Annotated in this window: 19 protein-coding genes; 16 read left to right on the top strand and 3 right to left on the bottom strand. The window is 71.5% G+C overall.

The window, feature by feature from the left end:
* From QZW52_RS15130 to QZW52_RS15075, 12 genes are all read left to right on the top strand, one after another.
* A partial coding sequence (locus QZW52_RS15130) for a TonB-dependent receptor domain-containing protein (RefSeq protein ID WP_294000327.1) occupies positions 1-497 on the top strand: 497 nt, incomplete at its 5' end.
* An 11-nt stretch (positions 498-508) separates the two neighbouring features.
* Positions 509-1,057, top strand: a complete 549-nt coding sequence (locus tag QZW52_RS15125) for a bifunctional adenosylcobinamide kinase/adenosylcobinamide-phosphate guanylyltransferase (RefSeq protein ID WP_294000326.1) — start codon at positions 509-511, stop codon at positions 1,055-1,057.
* The gene (locus QZW52_RS15120; RefSeq protein ID WP_294000325.1) at positions 1,054-1,962 is read left to right on the top strand and encodes an ABC transporter substrate-binding protein; all 909 of its coding nucleotides are present in this window, start codon (positions 1,054-1,056) and stop codon (positions 1,960-1,962) included. Before QZW52_RS15125 ends, QZW52_RS15120 begins: the two co-directional genes overlap by 4 nt.
* The gene (locus QZW52_RS15115) at positions 1,959-2,981 is read left to right on the top strand and encodes a FecCD family ABC transporter permease (protein ID WP_294000323.1); all 1,023 of its coding nucleotides are present in this window, start codon (positions 1,959-1,961) and stop codon (positions 2,979-2,981) included. Before QZW52_RS15120 ends, QZW52_RS15115 begins: the two co-directional genes overlap by 4 nt.
* Complete coding sequence (locus tag QZW52_RS15110) at positions 2,978-3,742, top strand: ABC transporter ATP-binding protein (protein ID WP_294000321.1); 765 nt, start codon at positions 2,978-2,980, stop codon at positions 3,740-3,742. The genes QZW52_RS15115 and QZW52_RS15110 overlap by 4 nt, the downstream gene beginning before the upstream one ends.
* A 106-nt stretch (positions 3,743-3,848) precedes the next feature.
* Positions 3,849-4,982: an aminotransferase class I/II-fold pyridoxal phosphate-dependent enzyme gene (locus QZW52_RS15105; RefSeq protein ID WP_294000318.1), complete on the top strand. Its 1,134-nt coding sequence runs from the start codon at positions 3,849-3,851 to the stop codon at positions 4,980-4,982.
* Positions 4,983-4,990: 8 nt separating this feature from the next.
* Positions 4,991-6,511, top strand: coding sequence for a cobyric acid synthase (locus QZW52_RS15100; RefSeq protein ID WP_294000317.1), 1,521 nt, complete (start codon positions 4,991-4,993; stop codon positions 6,509-6,511).
* On the top strand, positions 6,508-7,557 hold the full coding sequence (gene cobT / locus QZW52_RS15095; RefSeq protein ID WP_294000315.1) for a nicotinate-nucleotide--dimethylbenzimidazole phosphoribosyltransferase: 1,050 nt from the start codon (positions 6,508-6,510) through the stop codon (positions 7,555-7,557). The genes QZW52_RS15100 and cobT overlap by 4 nt, the downstream gene beginning before the upstream one ends.
* Positions 7,558-7,563: 6 nt before the next feature.
* Positions 7,564-8,367 carry an adenosylcobinamide-GDP ribazoletransferase gene (locus QZW52_RS15090; RefSeq protein WP_294000313.1) on the top strand — a complete coding sequence of 268 codons (804 nt, stop codon included), beginning with the start codon at positions 7,564-7,566 and terminating at the stop codon, positions 8,365-8,367.
* Positions 8,360-8,899 (top strand): histidine phosphatase family protein, encoded by a 540-nt coding sequence (locus QZW52_RS15085; RefSeq protein WP_294000312.1) that lies wholly within the window; start codon positions 8,360-8,362, stop codon positions 8,897-8,899. The genes QZW52_RS15090 and QZW52_RS15085 overlap by 8 nt, the downstream gene beginning before the upstream one ends.
* A gap of 81 nt (positions 8,900-8,980) precedes the next feature.
* Positions 8,981-9,376, top strand: a complete 396-nt coding sequence (gene panD, locus QZW52_RS15080; protein ID WP_294000310.1) for an aspartate 1-decarboxylase — start codon at positions 8,981-8,983, stop codon at positions 9,374-9,376.
* A gap of 14 nt (positions 9,377-9,390) precedes the next feature.
* The gene (locus QZW52_RS15075; RefSeq protein WP_294000308.1) at positions 9,391-10,197 is read left to right on the top strand and encodes a cobalamin-binding protein; all 807 of its coding nucleotides are present in this window, start codon (positions 9,391-9,393) and stop codon (positions 10,195-10,197) included.
* On the opposite strand, the gene nth is transcribed toward QZW52_RS15075, so the two are convergent.
* Positions 10,188-10,826 carry an endonuclease III gene (gene nth / locus QZW52_RS15070; RefSeq protein WP_294000307.1) on the bottom strand — a complete coding sequence of 213 codons (639 nt, stop codon included), beginning with the start codon at positions 10,824-10,826 and terminating at the stop codon, positions 10,188-10,190. The genes QZW52_RS15075 and nth overlap by 10 nt on opposite strands.
* Before the next feature lie 86 nt (positions 10,827-10,912).
* Here nth and QZW52_RS15065 point away from each other — a divergent pair, with 86 nt between their 5' ends.
* Entirely contained in the window at positions 10,913-11,371 is a 459-nt protein-coding gene (locus tag QZW52_RS15065; protein ID WP_294000306.1) for a hypothetical protein, read from the top strand.
* A gap of 11 nt (positions 11,372-11,382) precedes the next feature.
* Here the strand turns inward: QZW52_RS15065 and QZW52_RS15060 are convergent, their stop codons facing one another.
* A complete protein-coding gene (locus tag QZW52_RS15060; RefSeq protein WP_294000305.1) occupies positions 11,383-11,796 on the bottom strand; it encodes a YchJ family protein in 414 nt (137 codons plus the stop codon).
* Between the two features lie 91 nt (positions 11,797-11,887).
* Here QZW52_RS15060 and yaaA point away from each other — a divergent pair, with 91 nt between their 5' ends.
* The 3 genes from yaaA to QZW52_RS15045 all read left to right on the top strand — a co-directional run bounded on the left by yaaA (position 11,888) and on the right by QZW52_RS15045 (position 14,339).
* A complete protein-coding gene (yaaA, locus tag QZW52_RS15055) occupies positions 11,888-12,682 on the top strand; it encodes a peroxide stress protein YaaA (protein ID WP_294000303.1) in 795 nt (264 codons plus the stop codon).
* A gap of 22 nt (positions 12,683-12,704) precedes the next feature.
* Positions 12,705-13,559 (top strand): 2OG-Fe(II) oxygenase, encoded by an 855-nt coding sequence (locus tag QZW52_RS15050; RefSeq protein ID WP_294000301.1) that lies wholly within the window; start codon positions 12,705-12,707, stop codon positions 13,557-13,559.
* Between the two features lie 81 nt (positions 13,560-13,640).
* Entirely contained in the window at positions 13,641-14,339 is a 699-nt protein-coding gene (locus tag QZW52_RS15045) for a hypothetical protein (protein ID WP_294000299.1), read from the top strand.
* On the opposite strand, the gene QZW52_RS15040 is transcribed toward QZW52_RS15045, so the two are convergent.
* On the bottom strand, positions 14,317-14,582 hold a 266-nt coding region (locus tag QZW52_RS15040; protein WP_294000298.1), incomplete at its 5' end, for an MBL fold metallo-hydrolase RNA specificity domain-containing protein. The genes QZW52_RS15045 and QZW52_RS15040 overlap by 23 nt on opposite strands.

Raw genomic sequence — 14,582 nt, 5'->3', positions numbered from 1 at the left:
ACCGCAACCGGATGCGCGACCTGATCGCCTACGAGTCCGACCGCAGCTACTGCCCCGCTGGCACGGCCTACGACTACGGCTGCGCCCGCAACGTCAACCGCGCCCGCCTCACCGGCCTGACGCTCAGTGGCGAACACCGCTGGGGCGACCTGAGCCTGAACGGCACGATCGACTTCCTCGACGCCATCGACGTGGTGACGGGCACGCGCCTGACGCGCCGTGCCGCCCACCAGGAAAGCTTGGCGGGCGACTACCGGCTGGGTGACTGGACGGTGGGCGCCGCCGCGCTGCGGGTCGGCGCACGGCCGGACGGTGGCCAGGTGCTGGACGCCTACACGACACTGGACCTGAAGGCCCACTGGCGGTTTGCGCCGCAATGGCGCCTGGAGGCCAAGCTGCTCAACGCCACCAACCGCGACGTGGAACCGGCGCGTGACTACCAGGGTCTGGGTCGCCAGGGCTGGCTGGGCGTGCGCTTCGACGGCACGGTGCTGTGACCTGAGCCGCGATGCACGAGTTCATCCTCGGCGGTCAACGCAGCGGCAAGTCGCGCTGCGGCGAGTCGCGGGCGGCCGACTGGCTGGCGCGGCCCGGCCACCGTGCCGTGCTGCTGGCCACCGCGCTCGGGGGTGACGACGAGATGCGCGAGCGCATCCAGCGGCACCAGGCGGACCGCGCCGAACGCGTGCCGGCGATGGCGCTCGACGAGGTGCCCCGCGACCTCGCCGACGCCATCCGCCGACACAGCGCCCCGGACTGCCTCGTGCTGGTGGACTGCCTCACGCTGTGGCTGACGCAGTGGCTCATGCCGCTGGACGGCGCGCCGGTCGGTGACACCACCTGGCGCGCCGTGCAGGCCGATCTGGACGCGGCGCTGCAAGCTGCACCCGGCCCGGTCGTGCTGGTCTCCAACGAGATCGGCCTCGGGCTGGCGCCAATGTCCCGCGAAGCGCGGCGTTATGTGGACGAACTCGGCCGGCTGCACCAGGCGGTGGCGGCCCGCTGTGCGCGGGTGACGCTGATGGTGGCGGGGCTGGAAATGGCGGTGAAGCGATGACCCGGACGCTGAGGATGGCCTGGATGCGCTGGTCCGTGGCGCTGGTGTGTGCGCTGGCCGGGGCTGCGCAGGCCGAGGTGGTCGTGCGCGACGACCGTGGCGTGACGGTCAAGCTGCCCGCCCCGCCACAGCGCATCATCACGCTGCTGCCGTCGCTCACGGAGTCCGTCTGCGCACTCGGCTGGTGCGACCGTCTGGTGGGCACCGACCGCCACTCGAACTGGCCCGCCAGCGTCGTCGCACTGCCCAAGCTCGGGGGCATGGACGACGCACAGGTCGAGCGCATCGCCGCGCTGCGGCCCGATGTGGTGCTCGCTGCACGGGCGGCACGGGTGGTGGACCGGCTGGAGTCGCTCGGCCTGCACGTCGTGGTGCTGGAGCCGAGCAGCCAGGCCGAGACCCGCCGCGTGGTCGCCACCCTCGCCACGCTGCTGGGCCGACCGGAGCAGGGCGCCGTGCTGTGGGCGCGCATCGACCAGCAGGTGCAGCGCGCCGCGGCCCGCGTGCCGGTGGCGCTGCGCGGCCAGAAGGTCTACTTCGAGGTCGATGCGGCGCCCTACGCCGCGGGCAGCACCTCCTTCCTCGGCGAGCTGCTGACCCAGTTGGGGCTGGGCAACATCGTTCCGCCCGCGCTGGGGCCATTCCCCAAGCTCAACCCCGAATTCATCGTCAAGGCGCAGCCCGATCTGGTCATGGCGGTCGAACGCAACCTGCGCGACATGCCACGCCGTCCCGGCTGGGCCACCCTGAAGGCGCTACAGACCGGCCGCACCTGCGCCTTCGAGGCCACGCGGTACGACATGCTCGTGCGCCCCGGTCCGCGGCTGGGCGACGCCGCCGAGCGGATCGCCGATTGCCTGCAAGCCTTGCCGGCACAACCCCCCGTGGAACGCCGCGCGCCGTGAGCGAGCACGAGCGGCGCCGCCGTACACGGCTGGCCTGGGCGCTGGCGCTGGTGGCGCTGCTGGGCGGCGTGGCGGGCTTGGTCGTGGGCAGCGAAGGTTGGAGCCTCAGCGCACTGCGCGCCCTGCTGGCCGATGGCCCCGCCGACCTCATCCTCTGGCAGATCCGCGCCCCGCGCACGCTGGGCGCATGGCTGACCGGCGCGCTGTTCGGCCTGGCCGGCGCCATCGCACAAGGGCTGTTCCGCAACCCGCTGGCCGATCCGTACCTCCTGGGATCGGCGGCGGGGGCGTCGCTGGGCGTCGTGCTCGTGCTGGCGGCGGATTCGCTGGCGGGGGTCGGAATGGGCTTGGCAACGGCCGAGCTGTTGTCGCGCCTCGGGTTGGTCGCGGCGGCGTTCCTGGGCGCGCTGGTCGGCGTGGGACTGACCCTGTCGCTGGCCCGTGGCGCGCAGCACACGACGCGGCTGTTGCTGGCCGGCGTGGTGGTTGGTGTGGTGCTGGGGGCGCTCAACGATCTGCTGACGACGCTGGCCCCGGACGCGCTGCGCGGCAAACAGGCGTTCCTGCTCGGGACGACCGGGTTTCTGGGCTGGCCGAGCTGCGCGCTCCTGGGGGGGGCGCTGCTGCTGGTGCTGCCGCTGGGCTGGCGGCTGGCGCGGGTGCTGGACGCGCTGACACTGGGCGAAGACAGTGCCGCGAGTCTCGGCCTGCCGCTGCCGCGCCTGCGGCTGGTGTTGGTCGTGCTGATGGCGCTGGCCACGGGCACGGCGGTGGCGCAGGCCGGCATGGTGGCGTTTGTCGGGCTGGTGGCGCCGCATCTGGTGCGCCGCTTCGTCCACGCGACCCACGGCTACCGGCTGGTGGCGAGTGCGGCGATGGGCGGCGCGCTGCTGCTGGTGGCCGACGTGCTGGCGCGCACGCTCATTGCGCCGCAGGAGCTGCCGGTCGGGGTGCTGACCGCCGTGCTGGGCGGCTTCTACCTGCTGTGGCTGCTGCGGCGGCGGGAGATCGCCGCATGATTTCGGCCCACGCGCTGCAAGTCCGCCTCGGCGACCGCCCGGTCCTCCACGGCATCACCCTCGCGTTCCCCCCCGGCTGGACCGCCATCGTCGGCCCCAACGGCGCCGGCAAGTCCACCCTGCTGCGCGCCCTGGCCGGCCTGCAGCCGCTCCACGGCGGCGAGGTCACGCTGGCCGGCCGCCCCCTGTCGCGGTGGTCCGCCCGCGACCGCGCCCGCCAGCTCGCCTGGCTGGCGCAGCAGGCCGAAGCCAGCGGCGAACTCACCGTGCGCGATGTCGTCCACCTCGGGCGGCTGCCGCAGCTCGGCCTGTTCGCCCATCCCGGTGCGGAAGACGAAGCCATCGTCCAGCAGGCCATGCGCGACACCGAATGCCAGCCCTGGCAACACCGCCGCCTGTCCGAACTCTCCGGCGGCGAGCGCCAGCGGGTGTTCCTGGCCCGCGCGCTGGCCGTGCAGGCGCCCGTGCTGCTGCTCGACGAACCCACGACCCACCTTGACCCGCCGCACCAGGTCGCCCTCGTGCGGCTGATGCGCCAGACGGCCCGACTCGGCCACACGCAGGTGGTGGTCAGCGTGCTGCACGACCTGAGCCTCGCGCTGGCGGCAGACCGGCTGGTCGTGCTGGCGGCGGGCCAGGTGCGGGCGGTCGGCCGTTGTGATGCGCCGGACGTGCAGGCGGCGCTGGTGGCGGTGTTCGGCGGCGCGATCCGGATCGTGCAGGTGGATGGACAGTGGGCGGCGCTGCCGCGGCTCGCGTGAGCGGCGTGCGTTACGTCTGGACATCGACCGGGCGGGGCGCACGTCTATGCTTCGCGGCCCGGCAGCCGGGGGGCTGCAGCACCACAACGATCGCCACCGCCAGACCATGACCACCTCCATCCACGACCGTCCCGACGGGGGAGTGCAGCGCCACGGAGGGCCGGACGCCCTGGGCGTGCCGCGCTGGGATTTCTCCACCACCGCCAATGCCTGCGGACCCGCTCCGGTGGCGCTGGAGCAGGTGCGCCAGGTGGACGTGCGCCGCCGCCCCGATCCCGGCTACACCGTGTTGCGCCAGCAGCTCGCCCGGCTGCACGGGGTCGAGCCGTCGCGCATCGTCCTGGCCGGCAGCGCCAGCGAGTTCATCCGCCGCATGACGCTGGCCATCGCGCTGCTCCATCCGGGTGCGCGTGTGCGGGTGCCGGACTACGCCTATGGGGAATACGCCGCAGCGGCCGAGGCGCTGGGCCTGCGCGTGGTGCGCGAAATCGACGATCTGGACGCACACGATCCCGCGTGGCTGATCTGGCACACCGAGCCGGGCAGCCCGATCGGCGACGCCCGCACCGCGCCGCCCTGCAATCCGAGCGAGTCGGTGCTGGTGATCGACCGTGCGTACACGCCGCTGCGGCTGGACGGCGACACCCCGCCCGTGCCCGACCACGCCTGGCAGCTCTGGTCGCCGAACAAGGCGCTCGGACTCACCGGCGTGCGCGGCGCCTACGCCATCGCCCCGGCGCGCACGCCCGACTCCTCCCTGCTCACCACCTGGCTGACCGAGCGGCTGGACGCGCTGGCCCCGTCCTGGCCGCTGGGCGCGCACGGTGTGGCGATGCTGACGTGCTGGGCCACCGAGGAAGCACAGAGCTGGGTCCACTCCAGCCTGCACATCCTGCGGAGCTGGCGCCGGCAGCAGATCGAGCTGTGCCAGAAGCGCCTGGGCTGGACCTGCCTGACCAGCGTCACGCCGTACTACATCGCCCGCTGGGGCCAGTGGTCGGCGGGCGAAGATGCCGATTCCGACCCGCTGCACCCGTCGCGGGTCTTGCCGGCGCTGCGGGCCGTGGGCATCAAGCTGCGCGACTGCACGGCGATGGGCCTGCCCGGCTGGGTGCGCGTGAGCGTGCAGCCGCCGCCGTCGCAGCAGGCGCTGGCCCTGCTGTGGCGCCAGACGGTCGGCGACGGCGGGTTCATGCCGACGGTGCGCCAGTCCGGTTTTCAATCCCTGTCCACCTACTGAGGTTCTGCATGGCACGCGCGATCATGGTCTTGGGCACCACCAGCGGTGCCGGCAAGAGCTGGCTGGCCACGGCGCTGTGCCGCTGGTATGCGCGCCGCGGCTTCAGGGTCGCGCCGTTCAAGGCGCAGAACATGAGCAACAACGCCCGCGTCGTGCCCGGTCCGGACGGGCGCATGGGCGAGATCGGCAGCGCGCAGTATTTCCAGGCACTGGCCGCCCGTGCCATGCCCGAGGTGCGCCAGAACCCGGTGCTGCTCAAGCCCGAGGCGGACACGCGCAGCCAGGTGGTCGTGCTGGGCGAGGTGCGGCGCGACCTGGGCGCCGTGCCGTGGCGTGAACGCAGCGAGCTGCTGTGGCCGTTCGCGCGGGATGCCTTGCACGCGCTGATGGCGGAGAACGACGTGGTCGTGATCGAAGGCGCCGGCTCGCCCGCCGAGATCAACCTGCACGCCAGCGACTACGTGAACATGCGCACCGCGCTGGCCGTGGACGCCGCCTGCCTGCTGGTCACGGACATCGACCGCGGCGGTGCCTTCGCCCACCTCTACGGCACGCACCAGTTGCTGCCCTTGGACGAGCGGGCGCTGATCCGCGGCTTCGTGCTCAACCGGTTCCGGGGCGACGCGGCCTTGCTGTCCCCCGGCCCGGAGCAGCTCGAAGCCCTGACCGGCGTGCCCACGGTGGCCGTGCTGCCGATGTGGCGCGAACACGGCCTGCCCGAGGAAGACGGCGTGTTCGACGACCGCAGCACGGGCGGCCCATCGGCCACGTCCACCCGCCCGCTGCGCATCGCCGTCGTGGCGTATCCGCGCATCAGCAACCTCGACGAGTTCCAGCCGCTGCGCAACCTGCCCGGCGTGCGGCTCACCTGGGCGCGCAGCCCGAGCGATCTGGACGGCGCGGACTGGGTCATCCTGCCCGGCTCGAAACACACGGCGGCGGATCTGGCCTGGCTGCGCGCGCAGGGGCTGGATCTGGCGGTGGCGCGCCATGCGGGGCAGGGCGGGGCGGTGCTCGGGATCTGCGGCGGCTTGCAGATGCTGGGCGAGGCGCTGATCGACCTGCACGCGGTGGATGGGCCGCTCGGGGGCAATGCGCCGGGGCTGGGGCTGCTGCCGCTGGTGACGGCCTTCGATCCCGAGAAGCTGCTCCAGCCGACGCAGGCCCGCTTTGCCGCGCTGACCGCGCCGTGCGGACCGTGGTCGGCGCTGTCCGGCGTGGCCTTCGACGGCTACGAGATCCACCACGGCCGCACTGCGCAGCACCCCGACCTGCCCACCGCCACCGAAGCGGTGCGCAACACGGCCGGCGGCGTGCTCGGCTGGCAGCAGGGCAACGTGCTCGGGCTGTACGCGCACGGCCTGTTCGAGTCGCCCGCCGTGCTGCGCGCCCTGTTCGGCGCCGAGGTCCGCACGCTCGACGCCGTGTTCGACGGACTCGCCGATTTCCTGGACCGGCACGTGCCCGAGGGCGTGCTGCTGTCCCTGCTCCAGGACCACAACCAAGACCACAACAAGGAACCCCGATGAACGCACACGCACTCACCCTCCCGCCGATCGACGACCTGCATGACGAGGGGCTGACCACCCGCGTCCAGACCGCACTCGACCAGAAGACCAAGCCGCGAGGCGCGCTCGGTCGCCTCGAATCGCTGGCGCTGAAGCTCGCGCAGATCCAGGGCCGCGACCTGCCGGCGCTGGAGCATCCGCAGATGGTCGTCTTCGCGGGCGACCACGGACTGGCCGCGCGTGGCGTCTCGGCGTTCCCGAGCGACGTGACGTGGCAGATGGTGGAGAACTTCCTGGCAGGCGGCGCGGCGGTCAGCGTGCTGGCGCGTCAGCACGGGCTGGCGCTGACGGTGGTCGATGCGGGGGTGAAGCACGCGTTCGCGCCGCGCCCGGGCCTGCTTGCGCGCAAGATCGGCTGGGGCACGGCGGATGCGCTGGAAGGCCCGGCGATGACCCCGGCCGAGTGCATCGCGGCGGTCGAGACGGGGGCGGGGGTCGTGCGCAGCCTGCCGGGCAACGTGGTGCTGTTCGGCGAGATGGGCATCGGCAACACCTCGTCGGCCTCGCTGCTGATGGCGCGGCTGACGGGCGAAGCCATCGACCGCTGCACCGGCCGCGGCACCGGCGTGGACGGCCCGGCGCTGGTGCGCAAGACCGAGATCCTGCGCAAGGTGCTGGCCCGCCACGAAGCCGCGACGGCGCCGCTCGACGTGCTGGCGGCGTTCGGCGGGTTCGAGATCGCGATGCTGGTCGGTGCGGTGCTGGAGGCGGCGGCGCAGCGGCGGGTGATCGTCGTCGATGGCTTCATCGTCAGTGCGGCGGTGCTGGTGGCGGCACGTCTGCATCCGAACGTGCTGCAACGCTGTGTCTTCGCGCACCAGTCGGACGAGTCGGGCCACCGGTTGATGCTGGCGCGTCTGGAGGCCGAGCCGCTGCTGAGTTTGGGGCTGCGGCTGGGCGAGGGTTCTGGGGCGGCGCTGGCGTGGCCGCTGCTGGACTCGGCCTGCCGCATCCTGGCGGAGATGGCGAGCTTCGCGTCGGCGGGTGTGAGCGACCGCGCGGACTGAACAGCGATGCGCTGGTTGATGCACGCACTGGTCCACGAACTCCGTCTGTTCTGCATCGCCGTGCAGTTCTTCACCCGCGTCCCCGTGCCCGCCTGGGTCGGCTGGTCGCCCGAGTGGATGCACGCGAGCGCCCGCCACTACCCGGCGGTCGGGCTGTGCATCGGTCTGGTCGGGGCGGCGGTGCTGGCGCTGGCGGTGTCGTTCTGGCCGCTGCCGGTGGCGGTCGGGCTGTCGATGGCGGCCACCGTCTGGATGACCGGCGGCTTCCACGAGGACGGGCTGGCCGACACCTGCGATGGTCTGGGCGGCGCGGTCAGCCGCGAGCGGGCGCTGACGATCATGAAGGACTCGCGGCTGGGCAGCTACGGCGCGCTCGGGCTGGTCGGCGTGCTCGGGCTGAAGGCGGTGGCGCTGCACGGGGTCGTCTCGGTCGGGCTGCTGCCGGCGGTGGTCGCCACGGTCTGGGCACATGCGCTGTCGCGGGTCGCCCCTGTCGTGCTGCTGTGGCTGCTGCCGTATGCGGGCGATCCGGAGCACGCCAAGGCCAAACCGATGGCGCAGCAGATCTCCGGCGGCGGACTGGTGGTCGTGCTGGGCTGGGCGGTGGCCATCAGCGTCGCGGCGGTGTGGGTGCTGGACGATCTGCGCCCGGTGCTGGCGGGACTGCTCGGGCTGGCGGGCATGGTGCTGTGGTGCGGGCGCTGGTTCCATGGCCGGCTGGGCGGGTTCACCGGGGACACGCTCGGGGCGTCGCAGCAGTTGAGCGAACTCGCGGCGCTGCTGGGCTGGCTGGCGGTGCTGCATGGCTGAACCCGTGTCCGCACTGCGCATCTGGATCTGGCGCCACCCGAAGCCGATCGGCGCGGCCGGGCGCTGCATCGGCCGCACGGATCTGCCCGTCGATCCGCGCCGCGCCAAGCGCCTGGCCCACCGCATCCGCCAGCACGCCCGCCGCCACCACCTGCCGCACGCGGTCGTCACATCCCCGCTGCGCCGCTGCGCCGACGTGGGGCGCTGGCTGCGGCGCTGGGGCTGGACGCACCGGGTCGATGCGCGGCTGGTCGAGCTGGATTTCGGGGCGTGGGATGGTCGGCTCTGGCGCGACATCGCATGGGACGAGATCCGCGCCTGGGAGGGGGATTTCATGGACCACGCACCGGGCGGCGGGGAGCCGCTGCGGCGCTTGCGGGAGCGGGTCGAGGCGGTGCTGGCGGAGGATCGGCCAGCTTTGGCGGTCGGTCATGCGGGCTGGATCAACGCGCTGCGCACGCGCCACACCGAGCGGCTCTGTGCGGCGGATTGGCCCGCACCCTTGAAGTACGCGACCCTGATGTACCCATGAATGTGCCTATGATCGCGCGCCTTTTTCTGCTCCATTGCACAAACCAACACAGACCCCGAAGCCTCTGAAAGCCCTTCTGCCATGTTCCGCACCCTCCTCAAATCCAAGATCCACCGCGCCACCGTCACCCACTGCGAGCTGCACTACGAAGGCTCCTGCGGCATCGACGAAGACCTGCTGGACGCCGCCAACCTCTGCGAGAACGAGCAGATCCACGTCTGGAACATCAACAACGGCGAACGCTTCGTCACCTACGTGATCAAGGCGCCGCGCGGCAGCGGAATCCTCTCGCTCAACGGTTCGGCCGCCCGGCGCGCCAGCACGGGGGATCTGGTCATCCTCGCTGCCTTCGCGCAGGTGCATGAGGAGCAGGTGCCGTCGCACGCGCCGAAGCTGGTCTTCATGAACGAGGCGAACCGCATCAAGGAACTGCGTGCCCACCCCGAAAACCCGCCACAGACCTCGCCGCTGCGCTGAGTCGGACGGCCCCCATGACGCCTGACCTGTTCCCGCGCCGCATCGTCTGCCTCACCGAGGAGACGACCGAAACCCTCTACCTGCTCGGCGAAGAACACCGCATCGTCGGCATCTCCGGCTACACGGTGCGCCCGCCGCGTGCCCGACAGGAGAAGCCGCGGGTGTCGGCCTACCTGACCGCCAAGATCGACGAGATCCTCGCCCTGGAGCCGGACCTGGTGCTCGGCTTCTCGGATCTGCAGGCGGACATTGCCAGCCAGTTGATCCGCGCCGGAGTCGCCGTGCATGTGTTCAACCAGCGCAGCGTGGCTGAGATCCTGCGCATGGTCGCGATGGTCGGGGCGATGGTCGGCGCGCACGAGAAGACGGCCGCGTTGCTGGCCGAACTGCAAGTGGGGCTGGACGAGGTGGCGGCGATCGGCCGGACGCTGCCCCGGCGCCCGCGGGTCTACTTCGAGGAGTGGATGGACCCGATCATCACGGGCATCGGCTGGGTGAGCGAGCTGAGCGCGCTGGCCGGTGGCGAGGAGTGTTTCCCCGAGCTGGCGGGTCAGTCGCTGGGCAAGAACCGCATCGTCGCCGACCCGCTGGAGGTGGTGCGCCGCTCACCCGACGTGATCCTCGGTTCGTGGTGCGGGCGCAAGTTCCGGCCGGAGCAGGTCATGGCGCGCCCCGGTTGGGAACAGGTGCCCGCGGTGTTGAACGGGCAGGTGTTCGAGATCAAGTCGAGCGAGATCCTGCAGCCCGGCCCGGCGTGTCTCACCGACGGCGTGCGGCAGATCCAGCGGCGCTTGCTGGACTGGGCTGCGCGCTACGCCTGAACCGTCTTCGGCGCGAAGTCGCAGCAGTCCGCCACCGCGCACTCCCAGCACCGCGGCTTGCGCGCCTGGCAGACGTAGCGCCCGTGCAGGATCAGCCAGTGGTGGGCATCGACCCGGAACTCGGCCGGGATGCGCTGCAGGTACTGCAGCTCGACCGCGAGCGGCGTCTTGCCCGGCGCCAGCCCGGTGCGGTTGCCGACGCGGAACAGGTGCGTGTCCACCGCGCACGTCGGCTCGCCCCAGGCCACGTTCAGCACCACGTTGGCCGTCTTGCGCCCGACGCCGGGCAGGGCTTCCAGCGCCTCGCGGCTGCGCGGCACCTGCCCGCCATGCTCGGCCAGCAGGATCTGGCTCGTGGCGTACAGATGTTTCGCCTTGTTGCGATACAGACCGATGGTGCGGATGTGTGCCTCCAACCCATCGATCCCCAGCGCCACGATCCTGCCCGGTGTATTGGCCACCGGGAACAGCCGCCGCGTCGCTTTGTTGACCCCGATGTCGGTCGCCTGCGCCGACAGCAGCACGGCGGCCAGCAGCTCGAACACCGAGCTGTACTCCAGCTCTGACGCCGGGTGGGGGTTCATGTCACGAAGTGTGACGAAAAAACGTTTGATGGATACAGGTGTCATTTCGGTCGATTTCAGCATCCCGTGGTTCGGGGTTCTGGACAAGAACGCACTGGGAGAACGCGCTGGGGCTGCGCAGAATTGGTCGCATGTGCGAAGAGACGAAAAAACGCCGACCTGAGCCGCCGCTGGCGGCGTTGTTGTTCATGGGCCTGTCGATGGTGTCGTTCAACAGTCCGCAGGGCATTTTGTGGCAGCAGCCTTTGCCTTGGCTGCTGCTGGGGACCGCCGCCGGACTCTGGCGGGCGCAGGGCTGGGCGCGCACGCTGGCGATGGTCGTGCTGGCCGGATTGCTGGCGGCCATGGCCTGGCCTGGGGGCACGGAGCTGCAGCCGGTGCGCGTGCTGCTGCTGGATCCGTGGACGACGGCGGGCCTGGAGCGTGACACCGGGCTGCACCCGACGGTGGGCGGCGCGCTGGTGGCCTCGGCGCTCTTGCTGTGGCTGATGTCGCCGCCGGTGCGCCGGGCCTTTGCCTTGTCGGACCTCGACGCCGTGCGGGCGAGTCTGCCGCCCGTGTCCCAAGGCGGGATCAAGGACGACCACTGAGATCACGGAGATCACTGGGTCTCACTGGGGTCTGCGTCCACATAGAACCAGCGCCCGTCTTCCCGCACGAAGCGGCTGACCTCTTCCAGCCGGTGCGCCCGCCCGCCGAGCTTGCTGCGCGCCACGAAGGACACCTCCGCCCGATCCGCGCCGAGCACCCGGTGGTGGCGCACCGCCAGCCCGAGCCAGCGCAGGCCCGGCCCGTTCGGCTCCAGCGCCGCAGGGCGCGTGCTGGGGTGCCAGGTGGCGAGCAGGTAGTCGAGCTGGTCCAGCACATAGGCGCTGTACCGCGAACGCATCAGCGCCTCGGCCGTGGGCGCCTGGCCTGCCAGCACGCCGCCGGGGTGGAATCGGCCGCAGCAGGTGGACAGCGTGTCGCCGCTGCCGCAAGGGCAGGGGCCGGGGGTGGGGGGTGTCGTCGTCATGGGCGCATTTTCTGGCACCGCGCGGCGCTGGTACGCTTGCAGGCTCACCGACCCTGATCGACTCCGTTCGACTCCGTTTTCTGCTGCCCCCATGCTCCTGCTGCTGTCGCCCGCCAAGTCCCTGGATTTCGAGACCCCGACTTCCGTCCTGTCCGCGGTCGAGCCGACCCGTCCGGTCTTCATGGCCGAAGCTGCCGCGCTGGTCGAGCAGTTGCGCACGCAGTCCCCCACCCAGATCGCTGCGCTGATGGCCTTGTCCGACAAGCTCGCGGCGCTGAACGTGGCCCGCTACGCCGCCTGGCGCCCGCGCAACACGCCCGCCAACAGCAAGCCGGCGGTGCTGGCCTTCAACGGCGATGTCTACGACGGACTCGCCGCGCGGACGCTCTCCGCCGCCGACCTCGCCTGGGCGCAGGCGCATGTCGCCATCCTGTCGGGCTTGTACGGTGTCCTGCGCCCGCTCGATGCGCTGCAGCCGTACCGGCTGGAGATGGGCACGCGCTGGGCCAATCCGCGCGGCAAGGATCTCTACGCCTGGTGGGGCGACCGCATCGCCGAGGAGTTGCTGCACCGCCTGCCGACCCGCAAGACCGGCGCGCCGGTGGTCGTCAATCTGGCCTCGCAGGAGTACGCCAAGGCGGCGCTGCGTCCCTTGCTGGTGGCGCGGACCAGGGTGATCGACTGCGTGTTCGAGGACTGGAAGGACACGGGCTACAAGACCATCAGCTTCTACGCCAAGCAGGCGCGCGGGCTGATGGTGCGCTACGCCGTCACCCACCGAACCGAGGATCCCCAGGCGCTGCAGAGCTTCGATCTGGGGGGTTATCGCTTCGATGCCACCACCTCGGCGGGTGACCGCTGGGTGTTCCGCCGCCGGACGGCTTGATTTTCCTTTCTACAGCACGACCATGAGCACCCAGACAGCCACCCCGGAACTGCGGCTTTGGATCCTGGAACAGGCCCAGGCCGGCCATGCACCCGATGCCGTCCTGCAAGCCATGAAGCACTCCGGCTGGGACGAGGATGTCGCCCTCGCCGCGCTGGAACACACGCTGGAAGGGTTCCTCGCCGAGCACGCCCGCCTGCAGCAGCGCCCGGCGGTGGTGCCGGTGCCCGAGCCGGATCTGGCGCAGTCGCCGGCCACGCTGTGCCTGCCGGACGGGCAGGTGGTGCGGGTCGTGGCGTCGATGCGCGATCCGCGGGTGGTGGTGTTCGCCGATCTGCTGTCTGCCGACGAGTGCGAGGCGCTGCGCCAGTTGGCTGCGCCGCGCATGGCCCGCTCGGAAACCGTTGACAACGCTACCGGCGGCAGCGAGGTCAACGCCGCCCGCACCAGCGCCGGCATGTTCTTTGGCCGTGGCGAGACGGCGCTGATTGCGCGCATCGAGCAGCGCATCGCGGCGCTGCTGCGCTGGCCGGTCGAGAACGGCGAGGGCCTGCAAGTGCTGCACTACCGGCCGGGTGCCGAGTACAAGCCGCATTACGACTACTTCGACCCCGCGCAGCCCGGCTCTTCGACCATCCTCCAGCGTGGCGGCCAGCGCGTGGGCACGCTGGTGATGTACTTGAACACGCCGGCCGCGGGGGGCGGCACGACCTTTCCCGATGTCCACCTCGAAGTGGCGCCGATCCAGGGCCACGCCGTCTTCTTCAGCTACGACCGCGCCGACCCCAGCAGCCGCTCGCTGCACGGCGGTGCGCCCGTGATCGCCGGGGAGAAGTGGGTCGCCACCAAGTGGCTGCGCGAGCGGCGCTTTGATTGATCGCCATCCCAAGGCTGAAAAAATCGACGACCCGGTTTCCTGCGGCTACATTTCTCCCACTCAACCTGGAGACCCCCTCCCATGCAACCGCTGATTGCCGCTCTCGCGGCCGTGATGCTCACCGCCGGCGCCGCTGCGCAGGCCCAGACCAGCACCGGCCAGACCCCCAAGCCCATCACCATGCCCGCGGCACCGGATCCGGCCACGCTGCGCGAACCCGCAGCGCCTGTCGCCGCCCCGATCACCACGCCCACGGAGCGCAAGGTCGAGCAGCTCGACAAGGCACTGGACGCCCGCCGCGCCCGCCAGGCCGAGGCGCGCAAGGCCGCAGCCGAGGCGTCCACCGACACCGCTGCCGAGCGCCGCGCCGCGCGCAAGGCCGAGCGGCTGGCGGCCCGCAAGGCCAGGAAGGCTGAAAAAGCGGAGAAGGCGGAGAAGGCGGAGAAGGCGGAGAAGAAGGCCGACAAGGCCGACAAGGCCACCAAGGCGGGCAAGGCCGGCAAGTCCAGCGCCGAAGAGCGGGCAGCCCGCCGGGCCGAGCGCCGCGAGGCGCGGTTGGCTGCCAAGCGCGCCGGCATGAAGGCGGACAAGAAAGCCGACAAGAACGCCGACAAGAAAGCGGAGAAAGCCGCGGACAAGAAAGCCCAGGCCAAGGCCGACAAAGCCGCTGCCAAGGCCGAGCGCCGCGCCGAGCGCAAAGCCCGCAAGGAGGCTGCCGCCGCCAAGGCCACGGGCGGCGCCGCTGCGGCCAAGAGCGTCAACGACGGTTCGCGCCCCTGAGCGGCGCCGTCTCTCCCAGCCTCAGGCGTTCCCCTGCCTGAGGCACGCGGGCCGGCCAGCCGAGGCGCTCCCCGATCCGGATGCGCAAGGCGTCCGACGCCTCCGGCTCGCCATGCACCACCATCACCTGCTTCGGCGCGGTCGGCATCTGGCGCATCCACGCGATCAGGCCGTCCGCATCGGCGTGGCCCGACATGCCTTCGAGGTGGTGGACCTGCGCCTTCACCGCCACGTACTGCCCCA

This window comes from Sphaerotilus sp., assembly GCF_013299175.1.
Taxonomy (GTDB): domain Bacteria; phylum Pseudomonadota; class Gammaproteobacteria; order Burkholderiales; family Burkholderiaceae_C; genus Sphaerotilus.
Note: the sequence above shows the minus strand (reverse complement) of the source record. Positions and strands in the feature narration are given on the sequence as shown.